The sequence below is a fragment of the Streptomyces sp. NPDC088915 genome (assembly GCF_044749825.1).
In the GTDB taxonomy this organism is placed as follows: Bacteria; Actinomycetota; Actinomycetes; order Streptomycetales; family Streptomycetaceae; genus Streptomyces.
The window spans coordinates 21,646-37,378 of the sequence record NZ_JBIVIR010000032.1 but is presented as its reverse complement, the minus strand read 5'-3'; the positions used below and the strand labels follow the sequence as shown (position 1 = coordinate 37,378).

General features: G+C 72.9%; 12 protein-coding genes. 6 read left to right on the top strand and 6 right to left on the bottom strand.

Annotation, left to right across the window (positions count from 1 at the left end):
* On the top strand, positions 1–687 hold a 687-nt coding region (locus ACIP5O_RS35725; RefSeq protein ID WP_401301664.1), incomplete at its 5' end, for an acyl-CoA dehydrogenase family protein.
* Positions 688–760: 73 nt separating this feature from the next.
* Here ACIP5O_RS35725 and ACIP5O_RS35720 read toward each other — a convergent pair.
* Positions 761–2,044: an LCP family protein gene (locus ACIP5O_RS35720; RefSeq protein WP_401301661.1), complete on the bottom strand. Its 1,284-nt coding sequence runs from the start codon at positions 2,042–2,044 to the stop codon at positions 761–763.
* A gap of 130 nt (positions 2,045–2,174) precedes the next feature.
* Between ACIP5O_RS35720 and ACIP5O_RS35715 the strand changes: the two genes are divergently transcribed.
* Positions 2,175–2,708, top strand: a complete 534-nt coding sequence (locus ACIP5O_RS35715) for an acyl-CoA thioesterase (protein WP_121829844.1) — start codon at positions 2,175–2,177, stop codon at positions 2,706–2,708.
* 117 nt (positions 2,709–2,825) lie between these two features.
* On the opposite strand, the gene ACIP5O_RS35710 is transcribed toward ACIP5O_RS35715, so the two are convergent.
* Positions 2,826–4,208 (bottom strand): LCP family protein, encoded by a 1,383-nt coding sequence (locus ACIP5O_RS35710; protein ID WP_401301658.1) that lies wholly within the window; start codon positions 4,206–4,208, stop codon positions 2,826–2,828.
* Positions 4,209–4,493: 285 nt separating this feature from the next.
* Between ACIP5O_RS35710 and ACIP5O_RS35705 the strand changes: the two genes are divergently transcribed.
* Positions 4,494–5,492, top strand: a complete 999-nt coding sequence (locus ACIP5O_RS35705) for a glycosyltransferase family 2 protein (RefSeq protein WP_401301668.1) — start codon at positions 4,494–4,496, stop codon at positions 5,490–5,492.
* Between the two features lie 81 nt (positions 5,493–5,573).
* On the opposite strand, the gene ACIP5O_RS35700 is transcribed toward ACIP5O_RS35705, so the two are convergent.
* From ACIP5O_RS35700 to ACIP5O_RS35685, 4 genes are all read right to left on the bottom strand, one after another.
* The gene (locus ACIP5O_RS35700) at positions 5,574–7,343 is read right to left on the bottom strand and encodes an LCP family protein (RefSeq protein WP_401301655.1); all 1,770 of its coding nucleotides are present in this window, start codon (positions 7,341–7,343) and stop codon (positions 5,574–5,576) included.
* A gap of 50 nt (positions 7,344–7,393) precedes the next feature.
* A complete protein-coding gene (locus ACIP5O_RS35695) occupies positions 7,394–9,163 on the bottom strand; it encodes an LCP family protein (protein ID WP_401301652.1) in 1,770 nt (589 codons plus the stop codon).
* 285 nt (positions 9,164–9,448) lie between these two features.
* Entirely contained in the window at positions 9,449–10,687 is a 1,239-nt protein-coding gene (locus ACIP5O_RS35690) for an LCP family protein (RefSeq protein ID WP_401301649.1), read from the bottom strand.
* A 222-nt stretch (positions 10,688–10,909) separates the two neighbouring features.
* Complete coding sequence (locus ACIP5O_RS35685; RefSeq protein WP_401301646.1) at positions 10,910–11,662, bottom strand: TIGR03089 family protein; 753 nt, start codon at positions 11,660–11,662, stop codon at positions 10,910–10,912.
* Positions 11,663–11,799: 137 nt separating this feature from the next.
* Between ACIP5O_RS35685 and ACIP5O_RS35680 the strand changes: the two genes are divergently transcribed.
* The 3 genes from ACIP5O_RS35680 to ACIP5O_RS35670 all read left to right on the top strand — a co-directional run bounded on the left by ACIP5O_RS35680 (position 11,800) and on the right by ACIP5O_RS35670 (position 15,730).
* On the top strand, positions 11,800–13,509 hold the full coding sequence (locus tag ACIP5O_RS35680; protein ID WP_401301643.1) for a peptidoglycan recognition protein: 1,710 nt from the start codon (positions 11,800–11,802) through the stop codon (positions 13,507–13,509).
* A 108-nt stretch (positions 13,510–13,617) separates the two neighbouring features.
* Positions 13,618–14,700 carry a sugar phosphate nucleotidyltransferase gene (locus ACIP5O_RS35675; RefSeq protein WP_401301641.1) on the top strand — a complete coding sequence of 361 codons (1,083 nt, stop codon included), beginning with the start codon at positions 13,618–13,620 and terminating at the stop codon, positions 14,698–14,700.
* A gap of 49 nt (positions 14,701–14,749) precedes the next feature.
* Positions 14,750–15,730: a DNA-3-methyladenine glycosylase family protein gene (locus ACIP5O_RS35670; protein ID WP_401301638.1), complete on the top strand. Its 981-nt coding sequence runs from the start codon at positions 14,750–14,752 to the stop codon at positions 15,728–15,730.
* Positions 15,731–15,733: the final 3 nt, after the last annotated feature.

The window sequence follows — 15,733 nt, the reverse complement described above, 5'->3', positions numbered from 1 at the left end:
GGGGTGAAGCGGTGGATCACCAACGCCGGGGTCTCGCAGTACTACACGGTGATGGCCGTCACCGACCCCGACAAGCGCTCCAGGGGCATCAGCGCCTTCGTGGTCGACAAGGACGACGAGGGGGTCTCCTTCGGGGCGCCGGAGAAGAAGCTGGGCATCAAGGGCTCGCCCACCCGCGAGGTCTACCTCGACAACGTCCGCATCCCCGCCGACCGCATGATCGGGGCGGAGGGCACCGGGTTCGCCACCGCCATGAAGACCCTGGACCACACCCGGATCACCATCGCCGCCCAGGCCATCGGCATCGCCCAGGGCGCCCTGGACTACGCCAAGGGGTACGTGCAGGAGCGCAAGCAGTTCGGCAAGCCGATCGCCGACTTCCAGGGCGTGCAGTTCATGCTCGCCGACATGGCCATGAAGCTGGAGGCCGCCCGCCAGCTCACCTACGCCGCCGCCGCCAAGTCCGAGCGCGTCGACGGCGACCTGACCTTCTTCGGCGCCGCCGCCAAGTGCTTCGCCTCCGACGTCGCCATGGAGGTCACCACCGACGCCGTCCAGCTCCTGGGCGGCTACGGCTACACCCGCGACTACCCCGTCGAGCGCATGATGCGCGACGCCAAGATCACCCAGATCTACGAAGGCACCAACCAGGTCCAGCGCATCGTCATGGCCCGCAACCTCCCGTAGGCACGGAGAAGGGCACGCGGAAGGGCGCCCCCGTCCACCGGGCGGGGGCGCCCTTTCCGTACGTCCGGAGGGGTCAGCGGTTCGACTCGACCGTGACCTTCTCGTCGTTCCTGATCTGCTCCACCAGCTGCTTCACCTTCGGCATGTCCCACTTCAGGGACCCCTGCGGCGCGGAGCCCGCGATCGGCATGTTCATGGACCTGCCGTCGCCGCCGCTGATGCCCTTCATCGCGAAGAACATCTTGCCGAGGTCGTACAGCGACATGTCCTTGTCCACGACCAGCGTGTCCAGACCGGCGCCCAGCGTCGGGTACAGCGCGAACGGGTTGAGGATCGTGCCCGGCGTCGCCGCCTGGTTGGCCAGGGCGGAGAGGAACTTCTGCTGGTTCTTCGTCCGCGCCAGGTCCGACTCGGCGAACGCGTACCGGGTGCGGACGAAGGCCAGGGCCTGCTCGCCGTTGAGGGTCTGCGTGCCGGCCTGGAAGTCCGCGCCGGACTTCTTGTCCTTGAAGCCCTTCTCGATGTTCAGCTCGACGCCGCCGAGCGCGTCCACGATGTTCGCGAAGCCGGCGAAGCCGATCTCCGCATAGTGGTCGATGCGCAGCCCCGTGTTGTACTCCACGGTCCGCACGAGCAGCTCGGGGCCGTCCATCGCGTAGGCCGCGTTCAGCTTGGAGCCGCCGCGCGCCGCGTACTGCTTGCCCGACTCGGAGCCGACGAACGACGGGATCGTCACCCAGGAGTCGCGCGGCAGCGAGACCATCGTGTTCCCGCCGGAGCAGGCCGCGAGGATCATCATCGAGTCGGTCCGCTTGCCCTCGGCGGAACCGGTGTGGAGCTTCTTCTTCTCCTCGGCCGACATGCCCTCGCGGCTGTCGGAGCCGACGATCAGGTACGTGGTGCAGTCGCCCTCGGACGGGCGCTCGATGACCTTGGAGAGGTCCACCTCGTTGCGCATCCGGGAGCTCGCCCAGGCGTACGTGCCGATGCCCCAGGCGGCGACGGCGACGACCAGGACGATCGAGCCGACCTTGATCCGCTTGCGCCAGTCCGGGGCGGGACCGGCGCCGGAGCCGCCGGACCTGCCGGGCGTGTACTGCGGGGGGATGCCGCCCCGGCCGTCACCGCCGCCGCCCTGGGCGCCGCCGTAGACCTGGCCCGTGTTGTAGCCGGAGTCGTAGCCGGTGCCCCGCGCCTGCGTGAAGCTCGGGTCGTGGTCCCGTCCGTGGCCCTGGTCGTAACGGGGCGGCTGCTGCGGAACCTGCGGGCGCTGCACGTGGCTCATCCTGCGGGGACCCTCGGGCTGGGGGTTCGCGGGGCCGCGGCCGTATCCGCCGTCATCGGGCCAGTCATTCATGTGGACCAGTGTGCCGGGCAGGGGTTTCCCCGCGACAGGGCGGGTGGAGGATCGGGGCGGTGCTGTTGCCAAGCTGATGCAAAGCGGACCGGACGGGGGCGTCGCGGAGGCCCGGCATAAGGTGGAGGGCATGACAGATCAGGGCGACATCCCGGGCAAGCCCACCTCGGCCTCCCGCACCACCCTCAGCCACATCATGACCAGCCACGACACCAACCTCCTCGGCACGGTGCACGGCGGCGTGATCATGAAGCTGGTGGACGACGCGGCGGGCGCCGTCGCGGGCCGGCACTCGGGCGGCCCGGCCGTCACCGCCTCCATGGACGAGATGGTCTTCCTGGAGCCGGTCAGGGTCGGCGACCTGGTGCACGTGAAGGCCCAGGTCAACTGGACGGGCCGGTCCTCCATGGAGGTCGGCGTCCGGGTCATGGCCGAGCGCTGGAACGAGTCCACGCCCGCCACCCAGGTCGGCTCCGCCTACCTGGTCTTCGCGGCCGTCGACGCGGAGGGCAAGCCCCGCCCGGTCCCGCAGGTCGTCCCGGAGACGGAGAAGGACAAGCGGCGCAACCAGGAGGCCCAGATCCGCCGCACCCACCGCCTCGCCCGCCGCCAGGCGATCAAGGAACTGAGGGAACGGCGCGTGGCGGAGGGGTACGAGGACTGAGGGGTACGGGCCCGGCCCCCGGCCGCGGGCACGCCGCCCGGCCGCGGCCCCGGCCCCCGGCGTACGTCCCGGCTCCGGTTACGAGCACGCCACCCCCGGCGTACACCCCGGCCCCGGCTACGGGCACACCACCTGGTCCCCCCTCACCGCCTCGAACGGCGTCTCCGGCTCCTCCGCCCGCACCGCCCGCACCCCCTTGTAGTCCGCCCCCACGATCACCCGCAGCGTCCCGCCCCGGCCCGTCACCGCTTCGAGCCGCGCCCCCGGCACGGCCGCCGCCAGGGACTTCGCCGAGCGGTCCCAGCGCGGGTCGTACTCCACGACCGTGTGCTCCCGCTCCGCCCCCGGCGCCGTCCTCGGGGTCCGGGTCGTCGCGAAGCCGGTCCCGCGCAGCGCGTCGTCGACCTTCCGGCCGAGGCCGTCCGTCCGGGTCCCGTTGTAGACCTGCACCCGGATCGTGTCCGGCGCCACGTCCACCACGGCGTCCTGCGGCGCCTTCGCCGAGGTCGCCGGGGCCGCCGCCTCCCGCGGGGCGATCGGCCGGTCCTCCCGCAGCGCCTGGAAGAGCTGCTGCGCCTTCGCCGCGTCCCACTTCACCGTCGAGCCGATGCCCTTCACCGGGAAGCTCACGTCCCCGACCGGCACGGACACGAACTCCGACGACGCGGGCGTGAAGCCGCGCATCGCCTTGGAGAGCGACAGCATCTGGTCCGTGCCGAAGTCCTCGTCGGCCCGTACGGAGCTCAGCATGCTCGTGGCCACCGCCCGGAACCGCACCGGGTTGAACAGCACCCCGCCGCTCGTCACCTGCTCCACGAGCGCCGCCAGGAACTTCTGCTGCCGCTGCATCCGCCCGATGTCGGCGGCCCCGTCGACGTGCCGGGAGCGCACGTACTGGAGGGCCTGTCCGCCGTCCAGCTCGTGGGTGCCGGCGGCCAGGTCGAGCCCGGTGTACGCGTCCTTCAGCGGCTTCGGCGTACAGATCCGCACCCCGCCGACCGCGTCCACGGTCCGCATGAAGCTGGTGAAGTCGACCTCCAGGTAGTGGTCGATCTTGACGCCGGTCATCGACTCGACGGTCCGCACGGTCAGCGCGGGCCCGCCCTCCGCGTAGGCGGCGTTCAGCTTCACCGGGTGCGCGTGGTGCCTCTCGCCGCTGGTGAGGTCGGTGTGCTCGGGCATCTCGGCGTACGAGTCGCGGGGCAGGCTCACCACGCTCGCCCGGTCCCGGTCCTGCGAGAGGTGCACCAGCATCACCGTGTCGGTGCAGTGGCAGGGCGCGCCGCCGAGCCGGTACTTCGCCCGCTCCTCCGGGGTGATCCGGTCCCGGCCGTCCGTGCCGACGACCAGGACGTTCATCCCGTGCCCGGCCTGCGGCCGGTTCTTCATGTCCTTGAAGGGGTCGACCCGGGTGAGCCCGGTGTCCAGGCCGGTCATCAGGGCGTGTCCGACCCCGCCCGCCGCGAGGACCGTCACGGAGAGCGCCGTCGCCGTCCGCACCCCCCACCGGGACCGCCTCCGCGGCCGGCGCGCCGGTACGCGGCGGGCGGCGGGCCGGGGACGGGGCGTGCGGGGCGGTGTGGGCACGGACGGACACCTCCGCGGGTGGGACAAGGGGGCCGTGAGCACCGTAGGCCCATACGATCAGCGCAAGGGAGCGCCACCCGTGCGGCGCGCACCCGTGTCCCCCGTTCGCGGTAACGTGGCGGGCGAGAACACCGTCTCCGTCTCGCGGGGGACGCCTCCCCCGCACCGCCGAGGAACCATGCCGCCCCCGTCTCCGTGATCATGCCGGTCCTCAACGAGGAGCGGCACCTGCGCAACTCCGTCCGCCACATCCTGGAGCAGGAGTACGACGGCGAGACGGAGGTGGTGATCGCGCTCGGCCCGTCCACGGACCGCACCGACGAGGTCGCCGCCGAGCTCGTCCGCGAGGACCCCCGCGTCAAGACCGTGCCCAACCCCACCGGCCGTACGCCCGCCGCCCTCAACGCGGCGATCGGGGCCTCCCGCCATCCGGTCGTGGTGCGCGTCGACGGCCACGGCATGCTCTCCCCGGACTACATCGCCACCGCCGTGCGGCTCCTGGAGGAGACCGGCGCGCAGAACGTCGGCGGCGTCATGCACGCCGAGGGCGAGAACGCCTGGGAGGACGCGGTCGCCGCCGCGATGACCTCGAAGATCGGCGTCGGCGACGCCGCCTTCCACACGGGCGGCGAGGCGGGCCCCGCCGAGACCGTGTACCCGGGCGTCTTCCGGCGCGAGGCCCTGGAGCGACAGGGCGGCTACAACGTGGAGTTCGTCCGCGCCCAGGACTGGGAGCTGAACTTCCGGATCCGCGAGGCCGGCGGTCTGATCTGGTTCTCGCCGGAGCTGCGCGTCCAGTACCGCCCCCGGCCCTCGGTGAAGGCCCTCGCCAAGCAGTACAAGGACTACGGGCGTTGGCGCCACGTGGTGGCCCGTTACCACCAGGGCTCCATCAACCTGCGCTATCTGGCCCCGCCGACCGCCGTCTGCGCCATCGCCGCCGGCGTGGTCGTGGGCGTCCTCGTCACGCCGCTCGGCTTCGTGGTCCCGGCCGGCTACCTCGCCGCGATCACCGCCGGCTCGGTCCCGGCCGACAAGGGCCTCTCCCCCAAGGCCCGCCTTCGGATCCCGGTCGCCCTCGCCACCATGCACATGTCCTGGGGCTACGGCTTCCTCACCAGCCCCCGCTCCCTCGCGAAGAAGGTCATCGCGAGCCGCCGCCCGGCGGTGACGGCGGAGGAGACGGAGACGGTCTGACGACCGCGTCCGCGTCCGAACACGGCGACGGCCGGGCTCCGGAAAAGGGCCCGGCCGTCGCCGTGTCGGTGGGGGAGCGGGTCAGCTCTTCCCGTCCCACTTGTAGACGGAGTAGATGTCCATGCAGTCCGCCTTGTCGTCGGCGCCCTCGGGCAGGTCGCCCGCGGTGTGCGTCGGCCGCTTGTAGACCGTGCCCTCGCGCCAGTCGGAGCCGACGATGAGCTTGATGCCCTCGGCCTTGGCGTCGATCCGGACCGCCGAGTCGGGCAGTCCGAGGGCCTTGGCCACCGACTGGGCGTTCGCCTTGCCCCGGTCGCCGTCGCCCTTGGGGTAGACGACCACGGTGTCCTTGCGCGGGCCGCCCTCCGCGGAGGACTCGGCCTGCGTGAAGCCCTTGCCCTGGAGGGTCTCGGCCAGGGCGCGGGCGCGGCCCTGGACGGCCGCCTCGCCGTTGCCGTCGGTGCCGTTGACGATCGTCACGCCGAAGGAACCGGGGTCGTCGGCGGGCGTCTTCGGCTTCGCGGAGGCCGTCGGCTTCGGCTTGGCGCCGGCCTTGTCGCCGTTCTTGTCGAAGGCGATGTCGTCACGGAGCATCGTCCACATCTTCTCGGCGGACGACGGGACCGGCTGGAGCCACTCGTTGGGCCGCTGCGGGTACGCGACGGTCGGGACCGTCGCCGTGGTCAGACGGTCGAGCTTGACGTTCTTGAGCTGCATCGACAGGTCGAAGAGCTTCTTCACGCTCTTGATCTCGTCGGAGACCTGGAGCGCCCGCGTGGCGGTGTCGGCCAGGCCCATCAGACGGCCGGTGTCGCTCCAGGCGTTCTGGCTCTGGAGCTTCTTCATCATGCCGTTCATGTACATGTGCTGGGCCTTGGCGCGGTTCTGGTCGCTGCCGAACGCGTGCCGGGTGCGCAGCCACTGGAGGGCCTGCTCGCCCTGGACCTCGGAGGTGCCCGCCTTCAGCTTCAGGCCGGACCCGCCCTTCACGACCGCGTTCGACTTGTCCCACACGCCGGTCCTCACGCAGACCGGGACGCCGCCGACCTCGTCGGCCATCGCCACGACACCGGCGAAGTCGACCATCATCCAGTGGTCGATGTAGACCCCGGTGAGGTTCTCCCAGGTGGTGAGGGTGCAGCCGGGGCCGCCGCGCTGCAGGCTCTCGTTGATCGGCCGGTTGTTCGTGGCCTTGTAGGTCGTGCCGTCCTCGTCCTTGCACTCGGGGATCGGGACGACCGTGTCGCGCGGGACGGAGACGATCGAGGCGTTCTCCCGGTCCGCCGAGATGTGCAGCAGCATCTGCACGTCCGCCAGGGGCTTGCGGTCCCTGTCGTTCTTGCCGCCGCCCAGGGCGACGTTCTTGTCGTCCGCCCGGCTGTCCGACCCGATCATGAGGATGTTCAGCGGGGTGTCGCCCAGCGCGTTCGGCGCGGCCTTCTTGACGCCGCTGTTGCCGCCCGCGCGGCTGCCGCCGCGGATGTTGCCGTTGAGGTGCTCGTAGTACAGGTATCCGGCGCCGGCCGTCCCGAGTATCAGCACCGCCAGGGTGATCGCCACCCAGCGCAGCACCTTCCGCTTGCCGGCCTTCTTGCCCGTGGCCTTCTTCCCGGCGCCCTTGGGGCGTCGGCGCGAGCCGCCGCGGCGGGAGCCGCTACGCGCGTCACCGCCCGCCGCACCGCGCCGCCGTTCCGCGCGGGTCGTCCCGTCGGGGGACCCGGTCTCCCCGGCGGCGTCGGTCTCGGCGCCGGTCGCCTCGCCGGCCCCGTGCAGGTCGTCGTCCCAGCCCAGTTCACGGGCGCGCGGGACCTTCCCCCGCGTTCCCTCCCCGCGCACGCTGTTCTGTCCCACCCCAGGTCCCCTCGTGGATCAGGAGTGCGCCGGGACCCGGTGTTTCCGGGTCACTTGGCGCACACCTGCTTGTCGGCCTCTACCTTTTCGACGTCCGGCGCCTTTGCCGGGCCGGTGACGGGCACCCCCGCGCCCTTGAAGTCGGCGCCGAGGACGAGCGTCATGGGCTCGCGCTCCCCGGCGTCCTGCGTGCCCGGCTGGAGAGCCGTGGCGGGCAGGCCCATCAGGTCCGCGAGTTTGCGGGCCTGGTCGGCCTGGTTCGGTGCGTAGGTGAGCGTGGTCTTCGCCGCCTTCTCGGGGGCGTTGCTCTTGTTGGTCGAGCGGGGCACGCCCTGCTCGTTCTGGAGCCAGAGCAGGGTCGCCTGGGCCGCGCCCCGGACGCCGCTGCCGTTGTAGACGTCGACGCGCACGTCGGCGGCCTGGGCCCGCGGGCCCTGGAGGAGCTTCGCCCGGGCCTGTGCCTGGGCGTTCTTGGCCTCCTGCTGCTTCTTCTTCACCTCGGTGAAGGAGACGTCGTTCTGGACCATGCCGAAGACCTGCGGGGCCTTGACGGGGTCGAGGACCACCGTCGCCCTCCTGTTCGGCGGCTCGTCCGGGTTGTCGACCACCGGGACGGTCATGAAGCTGATGTTCTTCAGGTCGACCTTGCCGATCTCCTTGGCCAGGGAGGTCAGCTTCAGGGCGCTCCCTATCCCCTTGTCCACGGTGAGCGCCTCGGTCGCCGCGTTCGCGACCGAGAGGAGCCGCGTCGGGCTGCCCAGGGTGTCCTCCTTCAACTGGCGCATCATCGACGCGAGGAACTGCTGCTGCATCTTGATGCGGTCGAGGTCGCTCTGGTTGCCGAGGCCGTGGCGGTTGCGCAGGAACGCGAGCGCCTGCTCGCCCTGGATCCGGTGCTCGCCCGCCGCCAGGTCGAGCTTGGAGTAGTCCATGTCCCGGATGGGCTTGGTCAGACACACCTCTACGCCGCCGACGGCCGCCGACAGCGTCTTGACGGCGTTGAAGTCGACCATCATGAAGTGGTTGATCCCCACGCCGGTCATCTCCTTGACCGTGCGCATCGTGCAGCCGGGGTCGCGGCCGTTCACGCCGAACGACTCGTTGAACTTGGTCTTCCCGACCGAGCCGGGGACGACCTTGGTCGACCCGTCGGGCTGCTTCGTGGGGCAGTCCGGGATCTCGGTCTTGAGGTCCCGGGGGATGCTCAGCGCCGTCGCGTTGGTCCGGTCCTCGGAGACGTGGATGAGGAACGTGGTGTCGGCGTGCCCGGTGACGTTGCTCTTGTTCCCGTAGCTCTCGTTCCCCTCACCGGTCCGCACGTCGTTGCCGATGATCAGGATGTTGAGCGGGCCGTCCATGCCGGGCGCGCCGACGGCGGCGTCGCCGACGTCCACCGTGCCGATGTTGCCGTTGAGCTTGTCGTAGATCAGGTACGCGCCGGTGGCGCCGGCCACCAGGACGACGGCCATCGTGCCGCCGGTCCACAGCAGGACCTTCTTCTTGCGGGAGGCGCCCTGCTTGGGCCTGCGGCGGCTCGCGGGCGTCTGGCGGTCGCCCCGGCTCTGCTCGGGGACCCGGCGCCGGCGCTGGCCGGGGACGGGGGCCTCGGTGGCGGCGTCACGCTCCGGGGCCTTGGCGGCGGCGCCTCTCTCGGAGGTCCCGGTCGCGGCGGGGGCGGAGGAACCGCGGGAGGGGGACGGAACCGCCGGCTGCCCAGCGGAGCGGTCCAGTCGCAGTTCGTAGTTGCCCGTCTGCGGGTTGAGCACCCACTGGTCGGCGGGGTCGATCTCGTCCGCCCGTCCACGGCTGTGCGCGTCCACGGTTACTCGAGTCCTCCGTCGGTGCCACGCGGGGCGCCCTCCCCACGGGGCGCCGCTCTCTCGGTCGTTCGATCCCTGGTGAGGTGTGACGACCACGTGGTCGGGGTACACCGGATCGGGTCACAGTATCCGCCCAGTTCAGCGCGGGGCGACGTCCGTGACAAATTCCACGCCCCTTACAACCGGGCAATGCGCCCAAACCGCACCCCTCCCCTCCCTCCCCTTGGGGCGCCCTTTACCCGCCTTCCCCACGGCCCCCGCCGCGCACCCCCGACGCGCCCCCGGTCAGGAGCACACCCCTTCCGCCGCGCTCCGTCCGGTGAACGTCGGCGTCGGGGCGGGGCTCGGCGGGGCCTCCGCGTCGTCGGGCTTGCGGTCCTCGTCCTTCTCCCCGGGCTCCACCACCACGGGCCGGTCCTCCCGCAGTTGCCGGAAGAGCTGGCTCGCGGCGGGCTGCACCAGTTCGTCCCGGTTCGCGTTGTACGTGTACGGGCGGCGGGGGACCGTGAGGAACTGCACCCGCTCGGTCGGGATCGCCCGCATCGAGCGCGCCAGGTCGTACAGGTCCCGCAGCGAGTCGAGCCCCGCGTCGGTCGTGATCGACCTGGTGGCTGCGTCCAGGACCGGATAGAGCCTGGCCGGGTTCAGCAGGACCCCGTTGCTCTGCACCTTGTTGACGAGCGCGCCGAGGAACTGCTGCTGCCGGTCCATGCGTTCGGTGTCGCTGCCGTTGCCGAGCGACTTCCGGGCGCGTACGAAACCGAGGGCCTGCTCCCCGTGGAGCGTCTGGCGCCCCGCCGGCAGCTTCAGGTGCGCGTCGGCGTCGTCCACGGGCTCCTTGAGGCAGACCTCCACCCCGTCCACGGCGTCCACCATCTTCTTGAAGCCCTGGAAGTCGATCACCATGTGGTGGTCGACCCGCGTCCCGGTCAGCTTCTCGACGGTACGGATCGTGCACGCCGTACCGCCGACCTCGAAGGCCAGGTTGAACTGCGCGAACTGCTCCCGGGTGCGGGACCCGTCGGGCTTGCGGCAGCTCGGCACCGTCACCATCAGGTCGCGGGGCAGGGAGACGGCGGTCGCGCTCCCCTTCCCCGCCGCGAGGTGCAGCAGGATCACCGTGTCGGAGCGCTGGGTGCCCTTGTCCCGGCCGTACCGCTCGTTCCCCTCGCCGGACCGGGTGTCCGAGCCGATGAGCAGGATGTTCCGGGCGGCCGACGCACTCGCGGGCGGCCGCTCCTTCTCGTACCTGCGCAGCTCGTCGGCGGCGCTGGTGTCCGTGGTGATGTTGCCGTCGAGCTTGCGGTAGAACCACCAGCCGGCCCCGGCCGCGCCGAGGACGACGACCGAGACGCCGAGCGCCGTCCAGCGCAACCAGTGGCGCCGGCGGGGCTTCCCGGGACCGCCGTCCTCCGCCCCCTCCGGGGCGCCGGCCGTCGCGTCCGCGGCCCCCGCGTCCCCGGCCGCCCCGTCCTCGGGCGCCGGGGGGTCCGGTTCGGCGGGCGTGCCTGCGCGGTCCGTCACGTCTGGGTCCGTCCTTCGTGGCGTCGGCGGCGCGCCGGGCGGCCGCCGGCCGTGGAAGGAGCCGGCCGGGTCCGACGCGTGGTGGTGCGGAAGGAGACGACTCCCCCCGGCCGATCATCCACCGGACCGGGCGCCCGAACCCGGGGACCCGGCCCGTCGCTGGGCCGAACGGGTGCGGTTCCACCGGGACGCACGGCGGTGGGGCTCACCGAGCGGTGGGGCTCACAGGGCGGTGTCCGTCACCCGCTCGCTCTCCACCCGCTTCTCGAACGCCTCGGGCGCGAGCCGGTCCAGGTTCCGGCACAGGACCACCGAACCGCCGGCGGCGAGCGGCGCGTACAGACCGGTGGAGACGCCGGCCCAGTCCCCGTAGCCGAGCCCGGAGAGCAGCCGGGAGCCGGGAACGAGGCCGAGCGCCGCCGCGTCCACGCGGGCCTGCTCGACGAGCTGGACGCCACTGCGTTCCGTACCGTCGACGACCAGGGCGGGAGCGTCCGGATCGACCGGTGCGAACGGGGCGAACCGGTCGCCCTGGCCCGGCACCTCGACCGCGTAGTCCGCGTAACCGGCGGGCGCGGTGGGGAACCGGCGGCCCAGCGGCGCCAGGGAGAGCGCGATCCGCTCCCCGGAACAGGCGAGCCCCGCTTCGAGGGTCTCCGGGCCCGCGACCACGACGTCCGCGCCCGCGGGGTCGCCGCCGAGCTCGGCGGTCACGCCCACCGAGGAGCAGGCGAGCAGCCAGACGGCGCTCTGCCAGTGCGCGGGCAGCAGCAGCGCGACCCGGTCGCCGGGTCCGGCGGACAGCTCGCCCTGGATCAGGTTCGCCGTCTTGGCCACCCAATTGGCGAAGGTGGCGACGGACAATTCCACCCGTTCACCGGTGGCGTCGTCGTAGAAGGTGACCAAGGGGCGGGCGGGGTCCGCGGCGAGCGCGGATCGCAGCAGGTCGGCGGGGGTGCGGTCGCTGGCGTTCACGCCGGACAGCGTACGCGGGAGGGCCCGCCGGGGTCCGCCGTACCGGTGACGCCGTCCACCGGTCGGACCGATCGGCCGCCGCTTTCCGGGCGGTGTCCCGCCGCGCGGAACGGCCCGGCGGTACGCACGATCGGCCCATGCGTGCCTCACTCGCCTCCTCGATCGCCGTCACCTGCGCGGCGGTACTCGCCCTGCCGGTCTCCGCCGCCGCGCCCGCGGCGGCCGAGGTGCTCGCGCAGCCACCGGCGGCCTCCGCGCTGCCCCCCGCGCCCGACCTCTCGGGCTCCACCCAGTCCCTGCCGCTCGGTCCGCTGGGCCCCTCCTCACGGGCCGGCGGCCCGGGGGAGCAGGGGCTCACCCGGCGCGACGTCAAGCCCTTCTCGCTCGTGGGCGTGGTCTGGGACGACCCCAGGGCCCCGCTGCACGGCACCGTCCAGGTCCGCACCCGGGCCACCGGCACCGACACCTGGTCGGAGTGGCAGGACGTGGAGACCCACAACGACGAACACGGCGCCGACCCGGACACGGCGGAGGGCACCTCCCGGGCGCTCCGCGGCTCCACGGCCCCGCTGTGGGTGGGCGACTCGGACGGCGTCGAGATCCGCGTACGGGCGGAGTCCGGCGAGACGGGCGGCGCGGCGCCGCTCCCGGCCGGCCTGCGCCTGGAACTCGTGGACCCGGGGGAGGGCCCGGAGACGACGAGGGACACGGAACCGGTCCTGGAGACGGAGCCGGGCACGGAGGTCGAACAGGCCGCGGCCACGGGGCCGTACGCCGGGGAGTCCGGGGACGGTTCCACGGAGCCGGTGTCGGAAGCGGTGTCGGAGGCGGCCCCGCCGCGGGCCCGCACCGCCGTGGCCCCGGCCGTCGCGGCCCCGGAGGCCCCGCTGCCCCCGGCCCCGACCGCTCCGGCCGCCCCGGCTATCCCGGCCGTTCCGACCGTCCCGGCCCCCCTGTCCCTCTCCGGGCTCCTCGCGGGCCTGGACACGATCGGCTCCCAGCTCACCCCGTACCTCGCGCCCTGGCTCCCGCTCCTGCCGAAGGAGGCGGCCGACGCCGTGGCCCCGTACCTGCCCCCGTTCGTGCCCCGCACGCCGACGTCCGGATCCGAGTCCGACGAACCGGCCCAGGAGGCGGTCCAGGAAACGGTCCAGGAGCCGTCCCAGGAGACGGCCCAGGAACCGGCCAAGCTCCAGGACCTGTCCGGGGTGCAGACGGCGGCCGAGGCCGCGGCCGCGCCGTACGTCGGCCCCCGCCCCGCGATCATCACCCGCAAGGGCTGGGGCGCGGACGAGTCGATCCGCGAGAAGACCTTCGTCTACACGAACACGATCAAGGCGGCCTTCGTCCACCACAGCGCCACCGGCAACAACTACACCTGCGCCGAGGCCCCCTCCGTCCTGCGCAGCATCTACCGCTACCACGTGCTGAGCAGCGGCTGGCGGGACTTCGGCTACAACTTCGCCGTCGACAAGTGCGGGAACATCTACGAGGGCCGGGCGGGCGGCGTGGACAAGCCGGTGCTCGGCGCGCACACCCTCGGGTTCAACACCAGCACCATGGGCATCGCCGTCCTCGGCACCTTCAGCAAGACCGCCCCGCCGGCCGCCTCCGTGACCGCCGTCGCCCGCCTGACGGCCTGGAAGCTCGGCCTCCACGGCATCAACCCGGTCGGAACGGTGACGCTCACCTCGGGCGGCGGGAACCTGTACGCGAAGGGCACCAAGGTCAAGTTCCACGCCATCGCCGGACACCGTGACGGATTCGCCACGGACTGTCCCGGATCGCTTCTGTACGGCAAGCTCGGCACGGCCCGGACGAGCGCGGCGTCGTACCAGGGGAGGTAGAGGGGGCCCTGCGGGGGCAACCGTCTGCATAAACTGACCGGTCATATCGCAGGGACGACCGAAAACGGGCGTGCCGACCGGCGCCGAACAGGAAGCAGAGACGACAAGGTGACAGAAGCGATCCTCCTGGTCGGTGGCAAGGGGACACGGCTGCGGCCCCTCACGGTCAACACGCCCAAGCCCATGGTCCCCGCGGCGGGCGTCCCCTTCCTGACGCACCAGCTGGCCCGGGCCCGCGCCGCGGGCGTCGAGCACATCGTGCTCGCCACCTCCTACCTGGCCGAGGTCTTCGAGCCGCACTTCGGTGACGGCTCCGACCTCGGCCTGAGCCTGGAGTACGTCACCGAGGAGGAGCCGCTGGGCACCGGCGGCGCGATACGCAACGTGGCCTCGCGCCTGCACTCGGGCCCCGACGAGCCGGTCCTCATCTTCAACGGGGACATCCTCACGGGCCTCGACATCGGGGCCCTCGTCGACACCCACTCCTCCTCCGGCGCGGACGTCTCGCTCCACCTCACCCGGGTCGACGACCCCCGCGCCTTCGGCCTGGTCCCCACGGACCCCACCGGCCGCGTCACGGCCTTCCTGGAGAAGCCGCAGACGCCCGAGGAGATCGTCACCGACCAGATCAACGCGGGCGCGTACGTCTTCCGGCGCTCGGTCATCGACACCATCCCCACCGGGCGGCCGGTCTCGGTGGAGCGCGAGACCTTCCCGGAACTCCTGGCCTCCGGCGCCCACCTCCAGGGCATGGTCGACTCCACGTACTGGCTGGACCTCGGCACCCCGCAGGCCTTCGTGCGCGGCTCCGCCGACCTGGTCCTCGGCCGCGCGCCCTCCCCGGCGGTCCCGGGCCGCTGCGGCGACCGCCTGGTGCTGCCGTCGGCGCGCGTCGCCCCGGACGCCAAGCTGACCGGCGGCACGGTCGTCGGCGCGGACGCGGTGATCGGCGAGGGCGCCCGCGTCACGGGCTCCACGCTCCTCGCGGGCGCGATCGTCGAACCGGGCGCGGTCATCACCGACTCCCTGATCGGCGCGGGCGCCCGCATAGGCGCGCGTACGGTCCTCAGCGGGGCGGTCATCGGCGACGGCGCCCAGGTGGGCCCCGACAACGAACTCCGCGACGGCATCCGCGTCTGGTGCGACGCGACCCTCCCCGCGGGCACGATCCGCTTCTCGTCGGACCAGTAGGGGGGCGGGGCGGGTCCGCACCGGGCCCCGCCCCATTACGCTCGCCCCCATGGCCGGCCGCTTCCCCCAGAGACCCACCGCACCCGCACGGACACCCGCACGGGCAACCGGCCATGTCCCCGCACCCCGCACCCGCTCCCTCCCCCTCCCCCCGGGAACGGACCTCGCCCTCACCCTCGGCCCCCTCCGCCGGGGCCCCGCGGACCCCGCCTACCGGGCCGCCCGGGACGGCTCGTTCTGGCGGGCCAGCCGGACCCCCGAGGGGCCGGGGACCCTCCGGATCACCGCCCGGAACGGCACCGCGGAGGCCCACGCGTGGGGCGAGGGCGCCGTCTGGCTCCTGGACCGCCTCCCGGCGCTCCTCGGCGCCGAGGACGACCCGACCGCCTTCGCGCCCCGCCACAAGCTGCTCGCCGCGGTGCACCGCCGCCGCCCCGGCCTGCGCCTCCTGCGCACCGGCCTGGTCCTGGAGTCGCTGATCCCGTCGATCCTGGAGCAGAAGGTCACGACGGACGAGGCGTACCGGGCCTGGCGGCTCCTGGTGCGGACGTACGGGGAGCCCGCGCCGGGCCCGGCCCCGGACGGCATGCACGTCATGCCGGACGCGCGCGCGTGGAGCCTGATCCCGTCCTGGGAGTGGCACCGCGCGGGCGTGGACGACAAGCGGGCCGCGACGGTCCTGCGCGTGTGCCGGGTGGCCCGCCGCATGGAGGAGGCCGCGGACATGGACCCGGCCGACGCACGCGGGCGCCTGGAGCTGATCCCGGGCGTCGGCCCCTGGACGAGCGCCGAGGTGGTCCAGCGCACCCACGGCGCCCCCGACGAGGTCACCACCGGCGACTACCACCTGCCCGGCATCGTCGGCTGGGCCCTCGCGGGCGACCGCACGACCGACGACGCGGCCATGCTCGACCTCCTGGCCCCCTACGAGGGCCAACGCCACCGGGCCGCCCGCCTGATCCTCCTCAGCGGCCGCATCCCGCCCCGCAGGGCGCCCCGCATGACTCCGGGCAACATCGCGGCCCTCTGACCG

What these genes read in the sequence shown, in the direction of transcription:
- ACIP5O_RS35670 (WP_401301638.1), top strand. Translation starts at nt 14,750, where the DNA reads ATGGCCGGCCGCTTCCCCCAGAGACCCACCGCACCCGCACGGACACCC.
- ACIP5O_RS35715 (WP_121829844.1), top strand. Translation starts at nt 2,175, where the DNA reads ATGACAGATCAGGGCGACATCCCGGGCAAGCCCACCTCGGCCTCCCGC.
- ACIP5O_RS35680 (WP_401301643.1), top strand. Translation starts at nt 11,800, where the DNA reads ATGCGTGCCTCACTCGCCTCCTCGATCGCCGTCACCTGCGCGGCGGTA.
- ACIP5O_RS35720 (WP_401301661.1), bottom strand. Translation starts at nt 2,044, where the DNA reads ATGAATGACTGGCCCGATGACGGCGGATACGGCCGCGGCCCCGCGAAC.